This window comes from Cellulophaga omnivescoria (genome assembly GCF_001999725.1).
Classification (GTDB): Bacteria; Bacteroidota; Bacteroidia; order Flavobacteriales; family Flavobacteriaceae; genus Cellulophaga; species Cellulophaga omnivescoria.
Genome location: NZ_MDDP01000010.1, coordinates 372,296 through 392,281, shown reverse-complemented (window position 1 = coordinate 392,281; position 19,986 = coordinate 372,296). Strand labels below are relative to the sequence as shown.

Sequence of the window (19,986 nt, the reverse complement as noted above, 5' to 3'; positions counted from 1 at the left end):
AGCTTAATCTTCTAATTCTTCTTTAAGTATGCGTACAACTTCTAAAATAGTTTCAACTTCTAAATCTGTACGCTTTGCTAAATCTTCAGAATCTTGCTCCAATACGCTTCTTGCCGTATCTAAACCAATCTTCTTAAATTCTTCTATAATCCAGTTATCAATTTCATCAGAGAACTCTGTTAACTCAACATCCTCTTCTACTCCTTCACGGAATACATCAATTTCATAACCAGTTAATTGTCCTGCCAATCTAATATTATGACCACCCCTACCAATTGCTCTTGAAACCTCGTCTGGTTTTAAGTAAACTTGAGCCGTTTTCTTCTCTTCGTTTAATTTAACAGATGATATCTTTGCAGGACTTAATGCTCTTGTTACAAGCAACTGCGGATTGCTTGTCCAGTTAACAACATCAATATTCTCATTACCTAATTCTCTAACAATACCATGTATCCTAGACCCCTTAACACCCACACAAGCACCTACAGGATCTATACGATCATCATAAGAATCTACAGCTACTTTTGCTTTTTCTCCCGGGATACGAACAGCTTTTTTAATAGTAATTAAACCATCAAAAACCTCTGGTATCTCTTGAAAAAACAATTGTTCTAAAAATTTAGGTGATGTTCTAGACATAATGATAGAAGGCTTATTACCTTTTAACTCTACACTCTCTATAATACCACGGACATTATCACCCTTTCTAAAGAAATCTGAAGGTATCTGTCTATCCTTAGGCATCACTATTTCATTACCTTCATCATCTACTAAAATTACAGCTCTGTGCCTAATATGATGAACCTCTGCTGTATATATTTCTCCTTCTAAATCCTTAAATTGCTTATAAATTGTAGTATTATCATGCTCGTGAATTTTAGCAATCAAATTTTGACGCAAAGCTAAAATTGCACGTCTACCTAAATCTATAAGCTTAACCTCTTCAGATACATCTTCTCCTACTTCAAAATCTGGTTCAATCTTGCGCGCATCTGTTAATGAAATCTCCTCATTAGGTTCTTCTACTTCTCCATCTTCAACAACAATACGGTTTCTCCATATTTCTAAATCCCCTTTATCTGGATTTATAATGATATCAAAGTTATCATCAGAACCAAATTTCTTTTTCAAAGCATTACGAAATACTTCTTCCAAAATTGCCATTAACGTTACCCTATCTATGAATTTATCATCCTTAAATTCTGAGAAAGATTCTATTAGCGCAATATTTTCCATATTGATTTATTTATTAAAATTTTAATATAACTTTTGCCTCCTTAATATCAGAAAATAAAATTTCTTCTTTTTTCTGAACGGTCACTTTTCCTTTACCAATGGGCTTTTGCTCTCTCGCTTTCCACTCCAATGTAATAGTTTCTTCCGTAGCAGCAGTTAATTCTCCTTCAAAATTACGACCTTCTATTGTTTTTACCTCTAATTTTCTACCAATATTTTTTTTGTATTGCCTTGGCAAAACTAAAGGAGAAGATGCTCCTGCCGAAGCAACCTCTACAGAAAAATCTTGTTCTTCTCTATCTAAGTTGTGATCTATAGCTCTACTCACCGCCACACAATCCTTAAGTGTAACACCGTTATCCCCATCTAAAACTATATTAATTTTAAAGTCTGGTGTTATTGTAAAATCTATTAAGAATAACGATGGGTTTTCTTTTAAAGCCCCTTCTAACAAAGATGTAACTTGCTCTTTAAACATAACTCTTTTTACAGAAATTTTATTAAACCAAAAAAAGTATAGTTAATAAAAGAGGGGACTAATAAGTCCCCTCATGAATACATTATATTCTTTCAGCGATGCAAAGATACATAATAATTTTCACAAATTAAAGTGATCCTAACTGTAGTTTAGGTAATTATGTATATTTTTAAAAACTAAACACAAACTAACATCCAAAAATGGAAATATTATCTTCATACAATCTAATTATAGCCGCTTCAGTAATAATTATTATTTCTTTTCTCTTTAACGGTATTTCTAAAAAAACCAACATCCCCTCCGTTTTAATGCTCATTGTACTGGGGGTTATACTAAAATATGTTTTAGAATTTATAGGAGAAGACAACATTAACTTTTTTCCGTCCCTAGAACTACTTGGCATTGTTGGTCTAATAATGATTGTTTTAGAAGCCGCACTTGAACTAAAATTAAAGCGAGAAAAACTAGTACCTATTTTAAAATCTATGGCAATTGCCCTTATAGGCTTAATAGCATCCGCCTATGTTGCAGCTTTAATTTTACATCAATTTATAGAAGGCATGACTATGCAATCTGCATGGTTATATGCAACACCCTTATCTATTTTATCTAGCGCCATTATTATCCCTAGTGTAAGTGGCCTTCCCGAAAACAAAAAAGAATTCCATATTTACGAAAGCACATTTTCTGACATTATGGGTATTATGATGTTTTACTTTTTAACAGGAAACCTTAACCCAACAGAAGACGCAGGAAATGGAGCTGCAAGTTTTGCCGGAAACATTGGACTAACAATTGCAATATCTATTGTTGCTAGCTACGCCATTATATTGGTTTTCCAACAAATAAAATCACAAGCAAAACAGTTTTTATTAATTGCTGTACTCTTGCTATTATATGCCCTAGGTAAAAAATTTCATTTATCCTCGTTAATAATTATTTTAATATTTGGATTAATAATTGCTAATATGAATTTATTTTTTGGTGGGTTTTTATCTAAATACCTAAACAAAGAGCGTGCAGAACAAATTTATCATGAACTACACATTATAACATTAGAGACCGCTTTTGTAGTACGTACATTTTTCTTTGTAATTTTTGGTATAACCATAGTTATATCATCCTTGTTTAGCATAAACGTAGCAATTACAAGCATTTTAATAATTGCATCTATATATATCATTAGATTTGTTGTATTACGTGTTTTTGTTGGTGGCGATATTTTTCCACAGTTATTTATTGCCCCAAGAGGATTAATAACAGTATTACTTTTTTACGCGATACCACAAGAAGCACAAATAGAAACTTTTGATTCTGGCATTTTACTTTTTGTAATTATTGGCACAAGTTTAATTATGACAGCTGCTATGATTAAAGACAAACGCAAAATGAACACTATCTTGGATGAAATAGATGACGACATAGACGAACTAGACAAACTTCATGACGAAAATGCGGATGAAAACAATGAAGAATACGAAAGCAGTAGTACCGCTTTAGAGAACCTTGAAGAAAATAATACAGATAACACAGAAGACAACGAGCACATAAACCATTAAAAACAAAAAGCCCGATACCATATTGATATCGGGCTTTACTTAACATTGGTTGGCCCACAAGGACTCGAACCTTGAATGACGGTACCAAAAACCGGAGTGTTGCCAATTACACCATGGGCCAATGTTTGTTTTGAGGGTGCAAATTTATAATAAACTTTCGTTTACACAAAACATTTTTTAAAAAAATTTTTAAACTTTGTTAAACCTTTATAAAATTTTATCTCTCATATCTCAATTTATTACTAAATTCGCCTTAATTCATAAACAAAAAAACTATATGTTCTCTAACAATTTTAAAAAATGGGATACTATCCTTGGCTGGGTTGCTTTTTTAATTGCATTTATTACTTACTTAATAACTGTAGAGCCTACAAGTAGTTTTTGGGATGCTGGTGAATACATAGCCACTTCTGCCAAATTACAAGTTGGCCACCCACCTGGAGCACCATTACTACAAATGATAGGCGCTTTTTTTGCAATGTTTGCCACAGATAAAACACAAATTGCAAGTATGGTAAATTTTGTTTCAGGAGCATCTAGTGCCTTTACAATTTTGTTTATGTTTTGGTCTATTACCAACTTATCCAAAAAACTTATTTTAAAAGAAGCAAACAGTGTTTTAACCAATAGTAAGGCTATAGCTATTTTAGGCAGCGGACTTGTTGGTTCTTTAGCCTTTGCTTTTTCTGACAGTTTTTGGTTTAATGCTGTTGAAACAGAAGTATATGCTATGGCAAGTTTTATTATGGCTTTACTTTTATGGCTTGGATTAAAGTGGGTTGATGAATTAGACCAACCTAGAGGTAACAGATGGATAATTATGATATCCTTTGTTGTAGGACTTACATTTGGTATACAATTTATGGGCTTTTTAGCAATACCTACAGTTGGGCTGTTATTCTACTTTAAAAAATACAAAGAAACAACAGTTAAAAACTTTTTAATTGCAAACGTAGCTGTAATTGCAGTTTTAATGCTAGTATATAAATTTTCATTAACATACGTTTTAAAACTATTTGGATGGAGTGAAGTCTTTTTTATTAATAGCATAGGATTACCTTTTAATTCTGGATCCATAATTATGGGTATACTTTTTATATGCGCTTTTGCTTTTGGATTAAACTACACCAGAAAAAATAATTTTAAAACTGCCAACACAATTGTACTATGTTTAATGTTTCTGTTTTTAGGTTTTTCTACTTGGTTAATGTTACCAATTAGAGCAAACGCTAACGTAGTTATTAATGAAAATGATCCATCTGACGCAAGATCATTACTAGCATACTACAACAGAGAGCAGTACCCTGGTGTAGATAGCCCAATATATGGCGCATATTATTCTGATGCTTTTTCTTCTGGAGGAGAACCTAAAGATGGTAAACCAAAATACGAAAAAGATCTAAAACTAGGAAAGTACATAATTGTAAACAATTATAAAGACGCTGACCAAGGTGCAGACAAAAACCACACAGGTTTTTTACCTAGAATGTGGTCTAGAGAAAATGCAGAAAACTATATGAAGTATTATGGTGCTTTAGATTTTAAAATTAAACCAAAATACTTAAGCAATCAAGATTTAAGAAACATATCTAACCAACTTAAAGAAGGTCATGCCAGAGGTGAAATAGGAACAGAACAGTACATTGGCTTTTTAAGAGAAGCCAACAGTGAAGGCTATATAGATGTTATACCACCAAGCATTTGGGACAACATTAAATATATGATGGATTTTCAGTTTGGCTATATGTATTGGCGCTATTTTATGTGGAATTTTGTAGGTAAACAAGATGATATACAAGGAAGATACAACAACCATGGCAACTGGATTAGCGGAATAAATTTTATAGACAATCAACTGGTTGGAAGCCAAGATAACCTACCAAGTGACGTTGCTAATAACAAAGGAAGAAATGTATATTACTTTTTACCTCTTATACTAGGTATTATAGGTATTCTCTTTCAGATTAAAAAAGACCCTAAACAATTTTGGGCATTATTGGTATTCTTTTTATTTACTGGCTTAGCCATACAGTTTTACACCAATCCAACTATTTTTCAACCAAGAGAAAGAGACTACTCATTAGTAGGTTCTTTTTATGTTTTTGCTCTTTGGATTGGCATAGGAGTTGCTGGTTTGTATGACGAACTAAAAAAAATTACCTCTGCAAAAATTATAGCTCCAGTAATTACTGTTATTTGTCTACTTGCCGTACCTACACTTATGGCTTTTCAAAATTGGGATGACCATGATAGATCTAACAGATTTACCGCTAACAGTACTGCCAGATCTTATTTAGACTCCACACAAGAAGATGCCGGAGCAATTTTATTCACCATTGGAGACAATGATACTTTTCCGCTTTGGTACCTACAAGAAATTGAAGGCTACCGCACAGACGTACGTATTATTAACACTAGTTTATTTGCTACAGATTGGTACATAGACCAAATGAAAAAGAAAGCTTACACAAGCGACCCTATACCATCACAATTGACACATGAAAAGTATAGATTTGGCTCTAGAGATGTTGTATACGGAAACCCTTTAGAACAATTTAAAGACAAAAGGCTAGATATTAAAGATTTCATGAACTGGGTTGCTAGTGACAAACCACAAAACAAACTAAGATACCTTTACCAAAGACAAGGGGCAGACCTTAGTCAATATCCAGATAACATATTAGACCTAATTTACTACCCTACAAACAAAATACGTGTTCCTGTGAACAAGAAAAATGTTTTAGAAAGCGGGTTAGTAAAACCAGAAGACGCAGATTTAATTGTAGATTATATAGATATTGACTTACCAGGATCATTAAGCAAAAATCGTTTGCTAATGCTAGATTTATTAGCTAACAATGACTGGAAGCGACCAATATATTTCTCTGGAGGTAGCTTTGACAGTGGCGAGTATATTTGGATGAAAGAATACTTACAGCTAGATGGCTTAGCATACAAATTAGTACCTATTAAAACTAGAAACGCTAGTCCATACGATATGGGGCGCATAGATAGTGATTTAATGTACAGTATAGTTAAAAAGTGGAAATGGGGCAACTCTGGCAGTTCAGATATTTACCACGACCCGCAAACAAGGTCACAATCTATTAGCTTTAGAGGCAACCTTGCAAGACTTGCAGAACAACTTATAGAAGAAAAGAAAATAGAAAAGGCAAAAGATATTATAGACATTGCTGTTACTAATATGCCTGTAGACTATTTTGGATACTACGCCTTTGTAGAGCCTTTTGTAGACGGTTATTTTAAAGTTGGTGAAACCCAAAAAGCAAAAGATTTGTTTGCTCAACTAAAAACCAAATACCAAGAAAACTTAAGTTATTACAACACACTAGATCTAAGTCAACAATACATTAGAGAAAATGATATATTAGGAGATCTTGAAAGCTATTTTAGACTTGTAGATATACTTAAATCTAATAATGAGACCAAGTTAGCCGAGCAAGAAGAATTAATTGCCACAGAGTTTTTAAATAAATTTTCTCATTTTAACAGATCCAGAAGACTTTTAGAGGATGACACTCCTGAAGAACTACCAATGTCAGATCCTGATTTGCCAGACTCTAGTACAGTAGACACAAGCGCTACTGTACTACAAGATAGCATAAACTAACACAAGAACAACTTGTGTTAGTTTACAGTATAATATAATACTATCACTATTTTTTATAGGTATTCTTTAAGCAATGCAATAAGTGTATTTGCATCTTGCTCTCCGCTTTGGCGCCAAACCATTTCGCCATTTTTGTAGATCATTAATGTAGGCAAGCCTTTTACGCGCAAAGCTTGCGCAAGCTCTTTATTTTTATCTACATCAATTTTAATAATTTTACCTTTATCACCTAAAGCCGCAGCCACATCCCTTAAAACAGGGTGCATTTGTGATGATTGCTCATTCCATTCTGCATAGAAATCTAGCAATACCGGTACTTGTAAATCTATTAGTTCTCCAAATTTAGACATAAATAAATATTTGGGTTGTTAATCAAAAGTAAGAAAAATTGTTAAATTATAAAGTTTAACCGATATTTTTACCACTTTTACAGTTTTAAAACTAAGCCAACTCTTTCTTTTTAAGTGTAATTACCGTAATTTCTGGCCATATACCTACCCTACCAGGATAACCTAAAAAGCCAAAACCACGATTAACATTTATATACTGTCCCATTTCTTTGTAAATACCAGCCCAATAGCGGTACCTCCATTTAATAGGACTCCATTTTATCCATCCTGGAATTTCAATTCCAAATTGCATACCGTGTGTATGTCCACTTAAGGTTAAGTGATAATGGTAATCATCATTAATAACCTCATGCTCCCAATGAGAAGGATCATGACTCATCAATATTTTAAAATCATCCTTACTTACGTTTGCAGTAGCCTTTTTTAAATCTCCCGCTTTTTTAAATCCACCAACACCCCAGTTTTCTACTCCAACTAATGCTATTTTATCACTACCTTTTTGCAGAAATCTGCTATCATTTAAAAGTAAATCAAAGCCAATCTCTTTCTGTATCTCTTTCAACTTATTTAAATTAGCTTCTTTTAGCTCATCAGAATCCCAGCTAACATAATCACCATAATCATGATTACCCAATACAGAATACTTACCATCTTTAGCTGTAAGTTTAGAAAAAATATCTTTCCAAGGCTCCATTTCATCTGCTGTATTATTTACCATATCGCCAGTAAACAACAAAACATCACTTTTTTGCTCATTAATTAAGTTAATAGCATACTTAATTTTTTCTTCATCATCAAAACTACCACTGTGTATATCTGATATTTGAGTAATTTGATACCCGTTAAAAGCATCAGGCAAATCATCAAAAGCTAATTCATATTTTAATACTTTAAAGTTATACTTACCCTTTGCCATACCATAAAGCAAAGCCCCAAATGGTAATGATGCCAAACCTAAACCTATTAAACTCAAAAAACGTCTTCTACTAGGCATTACAAATTCTTTAGAATCACCAAAAAACTTTGTGTAAAGCCCCGCAATAAAACGAATAATATCCTCGGAAAAAAGAAATACAATAAGCACCAAATTAAATGCCATTACACTTAATAAAAAACCAAAAGCATAACTCATAGGCACACTAATTACTCTACCTTCATTACCAATACTAAATTGATAAATAAAATTGACCACAACTAAAACAGTAACAGCTACATACAAATAATGTAACCAATTAATTTTAGTTGCTGTTTTTAGTGCCTGAAAGGCATAAAACCCTAAAACAGAGTAAATAAATGCAAAAATAATCCAACGAAGCATAATTTATTTTTTTGCAAAGGTATTTGTTTGTTAAAGAGAAACACCTTTTTAAGACTTATTTAACAAAGCTACAACCTGCTGTATGGTCTCTACACTAGATACCGCAATTTTATTTTCCTCTAAAAAAGAATTAGAAATCATAGATAAAGGTACATCTGAATTTAAAGTTTTTACCAGAGCTACACCAGACATATGTAATGCTTTAAACCCTTCATTTTTAAAATTCACAACATTATCTACTCTTAAGCCGCCCCCGGGCATTACCACACAACTAGATGCTATTTTATTTAATTTAGAGAGTAATGAAATACCGAATACTGCAGAAGTTTTTTGCCCAGAAGACAACAAATAATTAACTCCAATTTCCTGCAAGTTTAAAAAATCCAACTCAGGATTAACAACCCAATCAAAAGCTCTATGAAAAGTAAATTGCAAATTATTTGACGCATCAATTAACAGTTTTGTTCTCTCTATATCAACTGTAAAATTAGAACACAAAACTCCTGTTACTATACCTGCACAACCAAGTTCTACACACAAAGCAATATCTTGCTTCATAACCTCAAACTCAGATTTAGAATACGTAAAATCCCCACTTCTTGGTCTAATTAGCACATGTACAGGAATATTTACTGCTTTTAACACCTGTTTTAATAAACCATAAGAAGGTGTTACCCCACCAACACCAAGTTCTGCACACAACTCTATTCTTGTAGCACCTGCTTTTTCTGCGTTTATAGCAGATTCCAATGAATTTGCGCACACTTCTAAAATCATATTCATTATATTTAAAGCCTAAAATTAGTTAACCTACTATAATGAAACGAAGAAAGTTTTTAAAAAATTCATCTTTAAGTACAGCTGTTTTTTTATCCGCTCCACTATTTGCATCTGGTGAGAACAAAAAAATAAAAAAGCCAACTAATGAAGATAAAACCATAAAACCTATTGTTATTTGCACATGGAATTTTAAAAACGCAAACAACAAGGCCTGGGAAATACTTTCTAAAGGTGGGAACTCTTTAGATGCTGTAGAACAAGGAGTAATGGTTGAAGAAGCAGACGCAAACAATAATACAGTAGGCTTAGGAGGAAGACCAGACCGTGACGGGAACGTTACATTAGACGCTTGCATTATGGACAAAGATGGCAACTGCGGATCTGTAATTTATTTACAAAACATTGTACACCCAGTATCTGTAGCACGCAAGGTTATGGAAAAAACACCGCACATAGTTTTAGCAGGCAAGGGAGCTGAGCAATTTGCTTACGAACAAGGATTTAAAAAAGAAAACTTACTTACCGAAAAATCCAAACAAGATTGGCTAGAATGGAGAAAAACCTCTAAATACAAAACCATAATTAACATAGAAAACCACGATACTATTGGTATGCTAGCTATGGATAAAAATGGCGACATCTCTGGCGCTTGTACCACTAGCGGTATGGCATACAAAGTTGCTGGACGTGTTGGCGACTCCCCAATAATTGGAGCAGGTTTGTTTGTAGATAATGAAGTTGGTGGAGCAACCGCCACTGGTGTAGGTGAAGAGGTTATAAAAACAGTAGGTAGTTTTTTAATAGTAGAATTAATGCGACAAGGAAAATCACCACAAGAAGCTTGCGAAGAAGGTGTAAAAAGAATAATGGCTAAAAATAAAAACCGTGAAGATTTTCAGATTGGCTTTTTAGCTATGAACAAAAAAGGAGAAACAGGTGGTTACTGTGTACATCCAGGTTTTACATATCGCAAAGCAACAAAAGATAGCAATACTAATGAACAAGTAAATTCTTTTTACAAGAAAGACGAAATACAAAACAACAATTAGTAGTTTTGACACTTAATTAAGATTATAAAATGGCAGATCAAAAAAGACTTTTTTTACTAGATGCATATGCACTTATTTTTAGAGGATATTATGCGTTTATAAAAAACCCAAGAATTAACTCTAAAGGATTAGACACATCAGCAATATTAGGTTTTACCAACTCCTTACTAGATGTTATTAAAAGAGAAAGACCAGACCATTTAGCTGTATGTTTTGACCGCGGGGGCAGTGTAGACCGTGTAGAAATGTTTGAAGCCTACAAAGCCAACCGAGATGCCACACCAGAAGCCATAAAACTTGCCATTCCTTATATAGAAGATATTTTAAAAGCAATGCACATACCTGTTGTTGTAAAAGAAGGGTATGAAGCAGATGATATTATTGGAACACTTGCCAAAAAAGCAGAGAAAGAAAACTACAAAGTTTTTATGGTTACGCCAGACAAAGACTTTGCACAGCTAGTCTCGGAAAACATTTTTATGTATAGACCAATGTTTGGTGGCGGATATGAAACTTGGGGAATACCCGAAGTACTAAAAAAGTTTGAAATTGAAAGACCTGAACAAGTTATAGACTACTTGGGGATGATGGGAGACTCTGTAGACAACATACCAGGATTACCGGGTGTTGGTGAAAAAACAGCCAAAAAGTTTTTAGCAGCCTATGGCAGTATGGAAAACTTACTAGACAATACCCATGAGCTAAAAGGAAAAATGAAAGAAAAGATAGAAGCAAATAAGGAACTTGGCTTACTATCTAAAAAATTAGCTCGTATAATGTTAGATGTCCCTGTAGATTTTAACGAGAAAGAATATGAACTAGACCAACCAGATTTACCAAAAGTTACTGAAATTTTTGAAGAACTAGAATTTAGAAGACTAGCAGACAATCTTATAAAAACTTTTGCTACAGAAACAACAACCAAATCTGAAGACAACACCGACAAACCTTCTAAGAAAAACACAAAAACAAGTACCGCAGGAGCAGGCCAATTTTCTTTATTTGGAGGTGGGAACAGCGCATCTGCAACACAAGTACAACAAGAGTTGTCCAGCAGAAAAACAAGTAAAGACATTCCGCACATATACCAAAGTGTTGCTCCAGGAATGGCTATGAAATTGTTTTTACAAGGTTTAATGAAACAAACATCTGTTTGTTTTGACACAGAAACAACAGGATTAAATCCGCTAACAGCAGAATTAGTAGGAATTGCTTTTTCATGGGAAGCAAGTAAAGGTTTTTACATCCCTTTCCCAGAAGACCAAGCCCAAGCCCAAGAATTAATAGAGCAATTACGTCCGTTTTTTGAAGATGAGAACATTGAAAAAATAGGTCAGAATTTAAAATACGATATAAAAGTATTACGCAAATACAACCTTATTATTAAAGGAGCATATTTTGACACTATGCTGGCTCATTACCTAATAAATCCTGATATGAGACATAATATGGATGTATTAGCTGAAACATACTTAAACTACACACCTATTTCTATTACAGAATTAATTGGCAAAAAAGGTAAAAACCAATTATCTATGCGACAGGTACCTGTAGAAAAACAGACAGAATACGCAGTAGAAGATGCAGATATTACTTACCAATTAGCAAGTCACTTTAGACCAGAACTTAAAGACGCTAAAACGGAAGACTTATTTAACAACATAGAAATTCCGCTACTAAGCGTTTTAGCCGATATGGAGCTAGAAGGAATAAACCTAGATGTTAATTTTTTAAACTCATTATCCGAGGAACTAAATACAGATATTAAAAATCTAGAAACTAGTATTTATGAAGCCGCTGGGGAAGAGTTCAACATTGCATCACCAAAACAATTAGGAGAAATACTTTTTGGGAAACTAAAACTTGTAGACAAACCTAAAAAAACAAAAACAGGTCAGTATTCCACCGCAGAAGATGTACTATCATACCTTGCACAAGACCACGAGGTAATTAAAAACATTTTAGAATACAGAGGACTTGCTAAGCTTAAAAGCACATACATTGACGCATTACCAGACCAAGTAGAAGAAAGTACTGGGCGTGTACATACAGACTATATGCAAACAGTTGCAGCAACAGGAAGACTAAGCAGCAACAACCCCAACTTACAAAATATACCTATACGTACAGAACGCGGGAGGCAAGTACGTAAAGCGTTTGTTCCTAGAGATGAAAACTACACACTACTTGCTGCAGATTACTCACAAATAGAACTGCGTATTATTGCAGCTTTAAGTGAAGAAACAACAATGATAGAAGCTTTTAAAAACGGAGAAGACATTCATGCTTCTACAGCTTCAAAAGTATTTAACGTTCCTTTAGACCAAGTTACAAGAGAGCAACGTAGCAACGCAAAGACAGTAAACTTTGGAATTATTTACGGTGTTTCTGCTTTTGGACTAAGCAACCAAACAGATTTAAGCAGAGGAGAATCTAAAGAGCTTATAGATGCTTATTATGAAACCTACCCTAAACTTAAAAAATATATGGGTGAGTTGGTAGATTTTGCAAGAGACAACGGTTACGTGCAAACAGTTTTAGGAAGACGTAGGTATTTAAAAGATATTAATTCTAGAAATGCCGTAGTACGTAGCGCAGCAGAACGTAATGCCGTTAACGCTCCAATACAAGGTAGCGCTGCAGATATTATAAAAATTGCAATGATAAACATTCACAAAAAACTTACTGAAGGCAATTTTAAAACAAAAATGCTTTTACAAGTACATGATGAACTTGTTTTTGACGCACATAAAACAGAACTAGAAGAAGTAAGAGCACTTATTAAAACAGAAATGGAAGATGCATACACACTTGCAGTTCCTTTAGACGTAGAGATAGGAACAGGAGATAATTGGCTAGAGGCACATTAAAAAATAATAAGATTAAAAAAAAGGGACACTAGATTTTTCTAATGTCCCTTTTTTAATGTTTTCACTTCTAAAGATTTTAATTTTTTGTAAAAACAACATCTAAATCTTCATAATTATCAGCATCTATATCTTCACCTGCAATAATTAATGTATTACCGTTTAAGTCAACCTTAATAACAGTCTCCCCTCCTGTAGGGTCCGTAATAGTTAACTGGTCTCCATTTAAATCCCAAGTACCAACTAAAGTATCCGTTTCATCCGGACAATCTACTTCTATACCAGATCCATTAGATTCAACTTCAAAATAATTTAACTTATCCTTACCCACAAACGTATCGTCTGCATTAAAAGTATATGTAATTATTTTACATCCTTTATCTATCAGGTTTTTTGCAATCTCTTGGGGAAAGCTCACATTTGAAGACTCTTCCCTAGTGACATCAGAAATTACCCAAGTACCCACTAAGCTATTTTCAGAAAATAGTTCTTTTTCACTATCGGTAGAACAAGAAAAATTAAAAAAACAAATAGACGCTATTAGTAATATGCTTTTTTTCATCATTTTTTAGTTGATTTTTTTATTTAAAAAACGCAAAATACTTTAATATAGTATAATAACACTAATTTTACCTTATAATATAAACCTATAAGTAGCCTTAAGCAAAATAGTATTATCTTTCTTACGATCTAAAATTTGCCTATTTAAACTTCTACCAAGAGAATCATCTGGGCTTGCATTACCCGTTAAACCTTGAGACCATACAAGAAAAATTTCTGAACCAGGAATGTATTCCCAACGCAATACTAAATTAGATCTAAACTGCACAAATGAAAAATCTGGATCTCTAAACTCATAATCTGTAGTAGCATCTAAATCCTCATCAATAATATATGCACCATTTTCTAGTGTTATTTGGTCAGGATTATATAGCGTAATCCTATCATCAATTGTACCTGCAATAGGATTATCTACATAGTTAAAATTGGAATAAGTCCCTCTAGAAATAAAAGGCTGGCCATAATATTGAAGACTTAAGTTAGGGTTTAAATTATAATTTAAACGTATAGAACTACTAAATGTATTCTGATCTATTTCACCTAAAATATACCTTGTTACAGTGTTAGTTGAACGTTGTGTAACGTACTGTGTTTTACTTTTTTCTGTAGAAAACTCGTTATCCATTGACAAACTAAAAGCATCTATTGGCTGATATGTAAACCTAAATACATATCTATTATAGGCAAATGTATTTTCTGCCCCTCTATTTCCCACAAAACCCAAAGTAGCATAAAACTTTTTTCTATTATCTGATCCTGCAAATAATGCTAAACCACCTTCTTTTGCATAGCGCCAACGTGGTCCGCTACGCAAATGAGCATTACTATAAAAAACAGGGTTATATGTTGCCTCTACCTCTGTCCACCAATTATTTTTATAACTTATATTACCATTAAACTGGTATGACATTATATTATAGTTTCCATCAAAATCAAAAGTAGAATATTGCCCTAACTGCAAACGTATATTTCGGTAAAAATCTGTAGGCTTTAAAAATAAACGTTGCACCTCTGCAAACTGAGTAATTTTATCTGCCTGACGCAAAAAACCAATATCATTTAATTCCAATTCTGGAGAATACCAAAGTACACCACCCTCATAACGCCAATTACCACCACCAGCTTTACCAAATTCTAACTTACCACCGGTACCAGACAAAGATGTTCTAGACGTATCTAACCCAACATGATTAGCATCTACCCTATTAAACAAATGCGTAATAGATTTTTGAGTATTAGTAATAGCCTCTTTAGAACCACGAACAGAACTTGCAACAAAGTTACCCTCTACATAATATTCTCTATTTTTCCAATTGTGCTTAAAATCTACACCAGCAGAAACAGCAGATTTACGTAAAAAGTTTAAATTATCTTCTAATCTTCTATTTGTTGATGTAAAAATTGCACCAACATAAGAATTCCTATTATTAAAATCTTTTTGAGCTCTAGCAACTAAATAATTAGTAAGCGGCTCTACAAGTTCATCTCTTTTTTCTCCGTTAGCATCTATTTCTGCAAACATCTTACCCGTAACACTCTCTAAAAGTCCTAAAGACCAACCACTTTTAGTTTTACCAGAGAATTTAGCCGCCCCAAGAATTGTTGTATTTTTAGGCACATCTGCATACTCACCATCTCCCAAGGAAGGTCTTCCGTGAGGGTTTCTCCCAATACGTCTGCTGTAAAATAAATTATCTTGACCACTACCAAATTCATAATCAAAAATGTTTTTATTTTCTATAAAAAATGGACGTTGTTCCCTAAAAAATATCTGAAAACCATCTAAAGCTATAGCGCCAGGATCAGCTTCAACCTGACCAAAATCTGGATTAACAGTTAAGTCCAAGGTCAAATCGTTTGTAATCCCAATTTTGGCATCTAACCCTCCATTAAGCTTATAATCAGATCCATCCCTATAAGGATTGCCCACTTCTTTTGGATAACTATCATATTGATTAACTACAAAAGGTTGAATTTCTAATTGTTTTTGAGGCTTAATATCAAACAAACCGCGTAACACACCAAATTCACTTACATAACCAGATGACTCTAAAGGAATACGCTGCCAAATAGATCTTTCCTCGGCTCTAAAAATTCTACGTTTAACTTGTAAACCCCAAATCTGCTCTTTAGCATCACCAAATTTGAGTTGACTAAACGGTATTTTCAGTTCTGCTGTCCAACCTTCATCATCTAACTTAGAGCTACCATACCAAATAGGATTCCAGCTACTATCCCAGCTACTACCATTTTCAGATATAAATTCATCTCCCTTTACACCTGCAACAGTAAAAGTAAAAGAAAAAGCTGTTCTTTTATCATTATAACTATCAATATTAATTTCTACCCAATCTCCTTGAAAACCATCTCTTCTAGACAAACGCTTTTCAATTTTATCTAAATCAGCATCATAACATTTAAAAGCAACATAAAGAAACTTATCATCATATACTATTTTAAATTTGGTAGGTTGGGTAGGAGATGTATTTTCATCCGGTCTCCACTCCACAAAGTCTCCTTGCCACTCAACATTATCCCATGCACTATCTGTTAAATAACCATCAATAATGGGAGATTTTTTATTTTCTACACTATTTGTAGTGTACACCCTCTTAGGAACTTGTATATTTGCACTTTCTTGAGAAAAAAGAGCTGTAGTTAAAAATACTAAAGCACTTGTTAGACTAAACTTTAACATTGGTTATAATGGTTATTTTTTAAAACAAGGTGTAAAAATAGCACTCCTATTATATATTTGGAGGTAAAAAAGGCTAAATTTTGTTAAAATCGAAAAAATAAAACCTTTAAAAATCAAGAAAACAATAGCATTTTAAAAAAACAATAAAAATAAACGGAAATAAGCATTTGTATTTCAAGTAAATAATTGTACATTTGCACCCCGTTTATCGGGATTAAGTAAATAATAAAAATATATTAGTGTGGATACATTAAGCTACAAGACAATTTCAGCCAATAAAGCAACCGTTTCTAAGGAGTGGTTATTGGTTGATGCTGAAGGAGAAACGTTGGGTCGTCTTGCTTCTAAGGTTGCAAAAATCTTAAGAGGAAAGAACAAACCTAATTTTACACCACATGTGGACTGTGGGGATAACGTAATTGTTATCAATGCAGAGAAAGTTACTCTTAGCGGTAACAAATGGCAAACTAAGACTTATATAAGACACACAGGTTACCCTGGTGGACAAAGGTCTCAGACAGCTATTGAAATGTTGGAGAAAAACCCAGCACGTGTAGTGGAAAAATCAATAAAAGGTATGTTGCCTAAAAACAGATTAGGAGCAGAACTTTTTCGTAATTTAAAAGTTTACGTAGGTCCTGAGCACAACCAAGAGGCACAAAAACCAAAAGCAATAAACTTAAAGGATTTATAATGGAGGTAATTCATAAAATAGGCAGACGTAAAACTGCTGTTGCACGTGTATATGTTTCTGAAGGAAAAGGTAACATTACAATCAACAAAAAAGATTTAAATGAATATTTCCCTACTGCTACTTTACAGTACAAAGTAAAACAACCATTTGCTTTAACTAGCAATGAAGAAAACTTTGACGTAAAAGTAAATGTTTACGGAGGAGGTATTACTGGACAGGCAGAAGCTATTAGACTAGCTCTTTCTAGAGCAATGTGCGAAGTAGATGCAGAAAACAGATTGATATTAAAGCCAGAAGGTCTTTTAACTAGAGATCCAAGAATGGTAGAGCGTAAGAAATTCGGTCAGAAGAAAGCCCGTAAGAAATTTCAATTCTCTAAGCGTTAAGAATATATTCCGGAACATTGTTCCGGTTTTTTTACATCAGAATTTTTCTGATTTTTATACCCGTTGGTTCTGCCAACAAAAAACAAGTTCATTGAGAAGTCTTTAGAAAAAAATTCTAAAGCATAAATTAAAACAAGTTGTCGTTGTTTTCTGCTACCATACAGAAAACACTAGTTTAGCATCTAAATGTTAAAGACTGCATACGCACTACTTTAGCATTGCTAAGTAAAACGGAACGTAAACTATTACAAAAAAAATGGCAAACAAAATTGAAGTAAAAGACTTATTAGAAGCAGGTGTACACTTTGGTCACCTTACAAGAAAGTGGAACCCGAATATGGCACCATACATTTATATGGAGCGTAACGGAATACACGTTATTAACTTATACAAAACAGCTGCAAAAATTGAAGAAGCTAACGAAGCTTTAAAAAAGATAGCAGCATCTGGTAGAAAAATACTTTTTGTAGCTACCAAAAAACAAGCAAAAGACATTGTTGCAGACAAAGCAGGAAAAGCAAATATGCCTTACATCACAGAAAGATGGCCAGGTGGTATGTTAACTAACTTTGTTACTATTCGTAAAGCTGTTAAAAAAATGGCTTCTATTGATAGAATGAAAAAAGATGGTACGTTTTTAACTTTATCTAAAAAAGAACGTTTACAGGTAGATCGTTTAAGAGCTAAATTAGAGAAAAACTTAGGTTCTATCTCTGATATGACTCGTTTACCAGGAGCTTTGTTTATTGTAGATACAATGAGAGAGCACATTGCAGTTAAGGAAGCTTTAAAATTAAATATTCCAATCTTTGCAATGGTAGATACAAACTCTGATCCTAGACCAATAGACTACATTATACCATCTAACGATGATGCTTCTAAATCTATTGAAGCCGTACTATCTCACGTTTCTGAGGCTATTATTGAAGGTTTAGCAGACCGTAAGTCTGATAAACAAGCAGAAAAAGAAGGAAAAGATTCTACTCCTAAAGCAAAAGCAGCTCCTAAAGCAGAAGCTAAAACTGCTGCTGATGATTTAACAAAAGTTGAAGGAATTGGACCTAAAATTGCTGAGATTTTCCAAAACGAAGGCATTAAAACTTACGCAGACTTAGCTGCTAAATCTGTTGAAGATTTAAGCGCTATATTAACTGCTGCTGGTTCTAGTTTTGCATCTAAAAACCCTGGTTCTTGGCCAAAACAAGCTAAAATGGCTGCTGATGGCAAATGGGATGAGTTAAAAGTTTGGCAAGACAACACTAAAGGTGGTATAGAATAATCTAAACACAACCTTTTATATAAATAAAACAAAATATTAATTTAACATCGTTCTAAAAAAATAATATTTATTTAGAGCAATATTAAAACTTAAAATAAGATGGCAAAAATTACAGCTGCAGAAGTAAATAAACTAAGAAAAGCTACTGGCGCAGGAATGATGGACTGCAAAAAAGCTCTAGTTGAAGCTGAAGGTGATTTTGACAAAGCAATTGACGTATTACGTAAAAAAGGTCAGAAAGTAGCAGAAAAAAGAGCTGATCGTGACTCTAGCGAAGGTGCTGCTGTTGCTAAAGTAAACGCAGATGCTAACAAAGGTGTTGCAATTGTATTAGGTTGTGAAACTGATTTTGTTGGTAAAAACGAAAACTTTTTAGCACTTGCTAACCAATTAGGAGAATTAGCACTTAACTACAACTCTAAAGATGAGTTTTTAGCAGCTGATTTTGGCGGAATGACAGTTGCAGAGAAATTAGTTGAGCAAACTGGTGTAATTGGAGAGAAATTAGAAATAAACGCTTTTGAGACCGTAGAGGCTCCTTACGTTGGATCTTACGTTCACATTAATAAAATTGCTGCTGTTGTTGGTTTTACTGCCAAAGTAGACAATGTAGAAACTTTAGCTAAAGACGTTGCAATGCAAATTGCATCTATGGGAGCTACTACATTATCTTACAAAGATTTTGACCCAGCTTACATAGCCTCTGAAACTGAAGCTAGAATTGCTGTTATAGAAAAAGATAATATTGAGTTAGAGCGTTTAGGAAAAACTCTTAAAAACGTACCTCAATACATTTCTATGGCTCAATTAACTCCAGAAGTTATGGCCGCTGCTGAAGAAAGTGCAAAAGAACAATTAAAAGCAGAAGGTAAACCAGAGCAAATTTGGGATAAAATTTTACCAGGTAAAATGGAAAGATTTGTATCTGATAACACTACTCTAGACCAAGAGCAATGTTTATTAGACCAAAACTTTATTAAAGATGAAAAAATAAACGTAGCATCTTACGTTTCTTCTTATGGCGATGTTGCTGTATCATCTTTTAAAAGAGTTGCTCTTGGATAATAAGACACAAAACTTTTAAAGTCATAATTTAAGCC

15 protein-coding genes and 1 tRNA gene are annotated in these 19,986 nt (G+C 33.5%); 8 read left to right on the top strand and 8 right to left on the bottom strand.

Translation table 11 applies throughout. The features are described from left to right. Nucleotides 1-3 precede the first annotated feature (3 nt). Entirely contained in the window at nucleotides 4-1,236 is a 1,233-nt protein-coding gene (gene nusA / locus BFJ87_RS06780) for a transcription termination factor NusA (RefSeq protein ID WP_077401783.1), read from the bottom strand. Between the two features lie 13 nt (nucleotides 1,237-1,249). After that, complete coding sequence (gene rimP, locus BFJ87_RS06775) at nucleotides 1,250-1,714, bottom strand: ribosome assembly cofactor RimP (RefSeq protein ID WP_077401780.1); 465 nt, start codon at nucleotides 1,712-1,714, stop codon at nucleotides 1,250-1,252. 200 nt (nucleotides 1,715-1,914) lie between these two features. On the opposite strand from rimP, the gene BFJ87_RS06770 reads away from it, so the two are divergent. Further along, a complete protein-coding gene (locus BFJ87_RS06770) occupies nucleotides 1,915-3,273 on the top strand; it encodes a cation:proton antiporter domain-containing protein (RefSeq protein WP_077401777.1) in 1,359 nt (452 codons plus the stop codon). Between the two features lie 46 nt (nucleotides 3,274-3,319). Here BFJ87_RS06770 and BFJ87_RS06765 read toward each other — a convergent pair. Then, a tRNA-Gln gene (locus BFJ87_RS06765) sits at nucleotides 3,320-3,394 on the bottom strand. 156 nt (nucleotides 3,395-3,550) lie between these two features. Here BFJ87_RS06765 and BFJ87_RS06760 point away from each other — a divergent pair. After that, nucleotides 3,551-6,904, top strand: a complete 3,354-nt coding sequence (locus tag BFJ87_RS06760) for a glycosyltransferase family 117 protein (RefSeq protein ID WP_077401774.1) — start codon at nucleotides 3,551-3,553, stop codon at nucleotides 6,902-6,904. Nucleotides 6,905-6,957: 53 nt separating this feature from the next. Here the strand turns inward: BFJ87_RS06760 and BFJ87_RS06755 are convergent, their stop codons facing one another. From BFJ87_RS06755 to BFJ87_RS06745, 3 genes are all read right to left on the bottom strand, one after another. Next, nucleotides 6,958-7,254: a thioredoxin family protein gene (locus BFJ87_RS06755; RefSeq protein ID WP_013621416.1), complete on the bottom strand. Its 297-nt coding sequence runs from the start codon at nucleotides 7,252-7,254 to the stop codon at nucleotides 6,958-6,960. Nucleotides 7,255-7,345: 91 nt separating this feature from the next. Continuing rightward, the gene (locus BFJ87_RS06750; protein WP_077401771.1) at nucleotides 7,346-8,572 is read right to left on the bottom strand and encodes a metallophosphoesterase; all 1,227 of its coding nucleotides are present in this window, start codon (nucleotides 8,570-8,572) and stop codon (nucleotides 7,346-7,348) included. Nucleotides 8,573-8,620: 48 nt separating this feature from the next. After that, entirely contained in the window at nucleotides 8,621-9,349 is a 729-nt protein-coding gene (locus tag BFJ87_RS06745; protein WP_077401769.1) for a copper homeostasis protein CutC, read from the bottom strand. Nucleotides 9,350-9,390: 41 nt separating this feature from the next. On the opposite strand from BFJ87_RS06745, the gene BFJ87_RS06740 reads away from it, so the two are divergent. Together BFJ87_RS06740 and polA are read left to right on the top strand one after the other, a co-directional pair. Beyond that, nucleotides 9,391-10,401 (top strand): isoaspartyl peptidase/L-asparaginase family protein, encoded by a 1,011-nt coding sequence (locus BFJ87_RS06740; protein ID WP_077401766.1) that lies wholly within the window; start codon nucleotides 9,391-9,393, stop codon nucleotides 10,399-10,401. Nucleotides 10,402-10,430: 29 nt separating this feature from the next. Continuing rightward, nucleotides 10,431-13,271, top strand: a complete 2,841-nt coding sequence (gene polA / locus BFJ87_RS06735) for a DNA polymerase I (protein WP_077401762.1) — start codon at nucleotides 10,431-10,433, stop codon at nucleotides 13,269-13,271. Nucleotides 13,272-13,347: 76 nt separating this feature from the next. On the opposite strand, the gene BFJ87_RS06730 is transcribed toward polA, so the two are convergent. Continuing rightward, nucleotides 13,348-13,833, bottom strand: coding sequence for a lipocalin family protein (locus BFJ87_RS06730; RefSeq protein ID WP_077401760.1), 486 nt, complete (start codon nucleotides 13,831-13,833; stop codon nucleotides 13,348-13,350). Between the two features lie 69 nt (nucleotides 13,834-13,902). Further along, a complete protein-coding gene (locus tag BFJ87_RS06725) occupies nucleotides 13,903-16,527 on the bottom strand; it encodes a DUF5916 domain-containing protein (protein WP_077401758.1) in 2,625 nt (874 codons plus the stop codon). Nucleotides 16,528-16,768: 241 nt separating this feature from the next. Between BFJ87_RS06725 and rplM the strand changes: the two genes are divergently transcribed. The 4 genes from rplM (at nucleotide 16,769) to tsf (ending at nucleotide 19,951) form a co-directional block, all read left to right on the top strand. Beyond that, complete coding sequence (gene rplM, locus BFJ87_RS06720; RefSeq protein WP_013621409.1) at nucleotides 16,769-17,221, top strand: 50S ribosomal protein L13; 453 nt, start codon at nucleotides 16,769-16,771, stop codon at nucleotides 17,219-17,221. Further along, nucleotides 17,221-17,607: a 30S ribosomal protein S9 gene (gene rpsI, locus BFJ87_RS06715; RefSeq protein ID WP_077401755.1), complete on the top strand. Its 387-nt coding sequence runs from the start codon at nucleotides 17,221-17,223 to the stop codon at nucleotides 17,605-17,607. The genes rplM and rpsI overlap by 1 nt, the downstream gene beginning before the upstream one ends. Before the next feature lie 256 nt (nucleotides 17,608-17,863). Continuing rightward, nucleotides 17,864-18,886, top strand: coding sequence for a 30S ribosomal protein S2 (gene rpsB, locus BFJ87_RS06710; protein ID WP_077401752.1), 1,023 nt, complete (start codon nucleotides 17,864-17,866; stop codon nucleotides 18,884-18,886). A gap of 99 nt (nucleotides 18,887-18,985) precedes the next feature. Then, the gene (tsf, locus tag BFJ87_RS06705) at nucleotides 18,986-19,951 is read left to right on the top strand and encodes a translation elongation factor Ts (RefSeq protein WP_077401749.1); all 966 of its coding nucleotides are present in this window, start codon (nucleotides 18,986-18,988) and stop codon (nucleotides 19,949-19,951) included. Nucleotides 19,952-19,986: the final 35 nt, after the last annotated feature.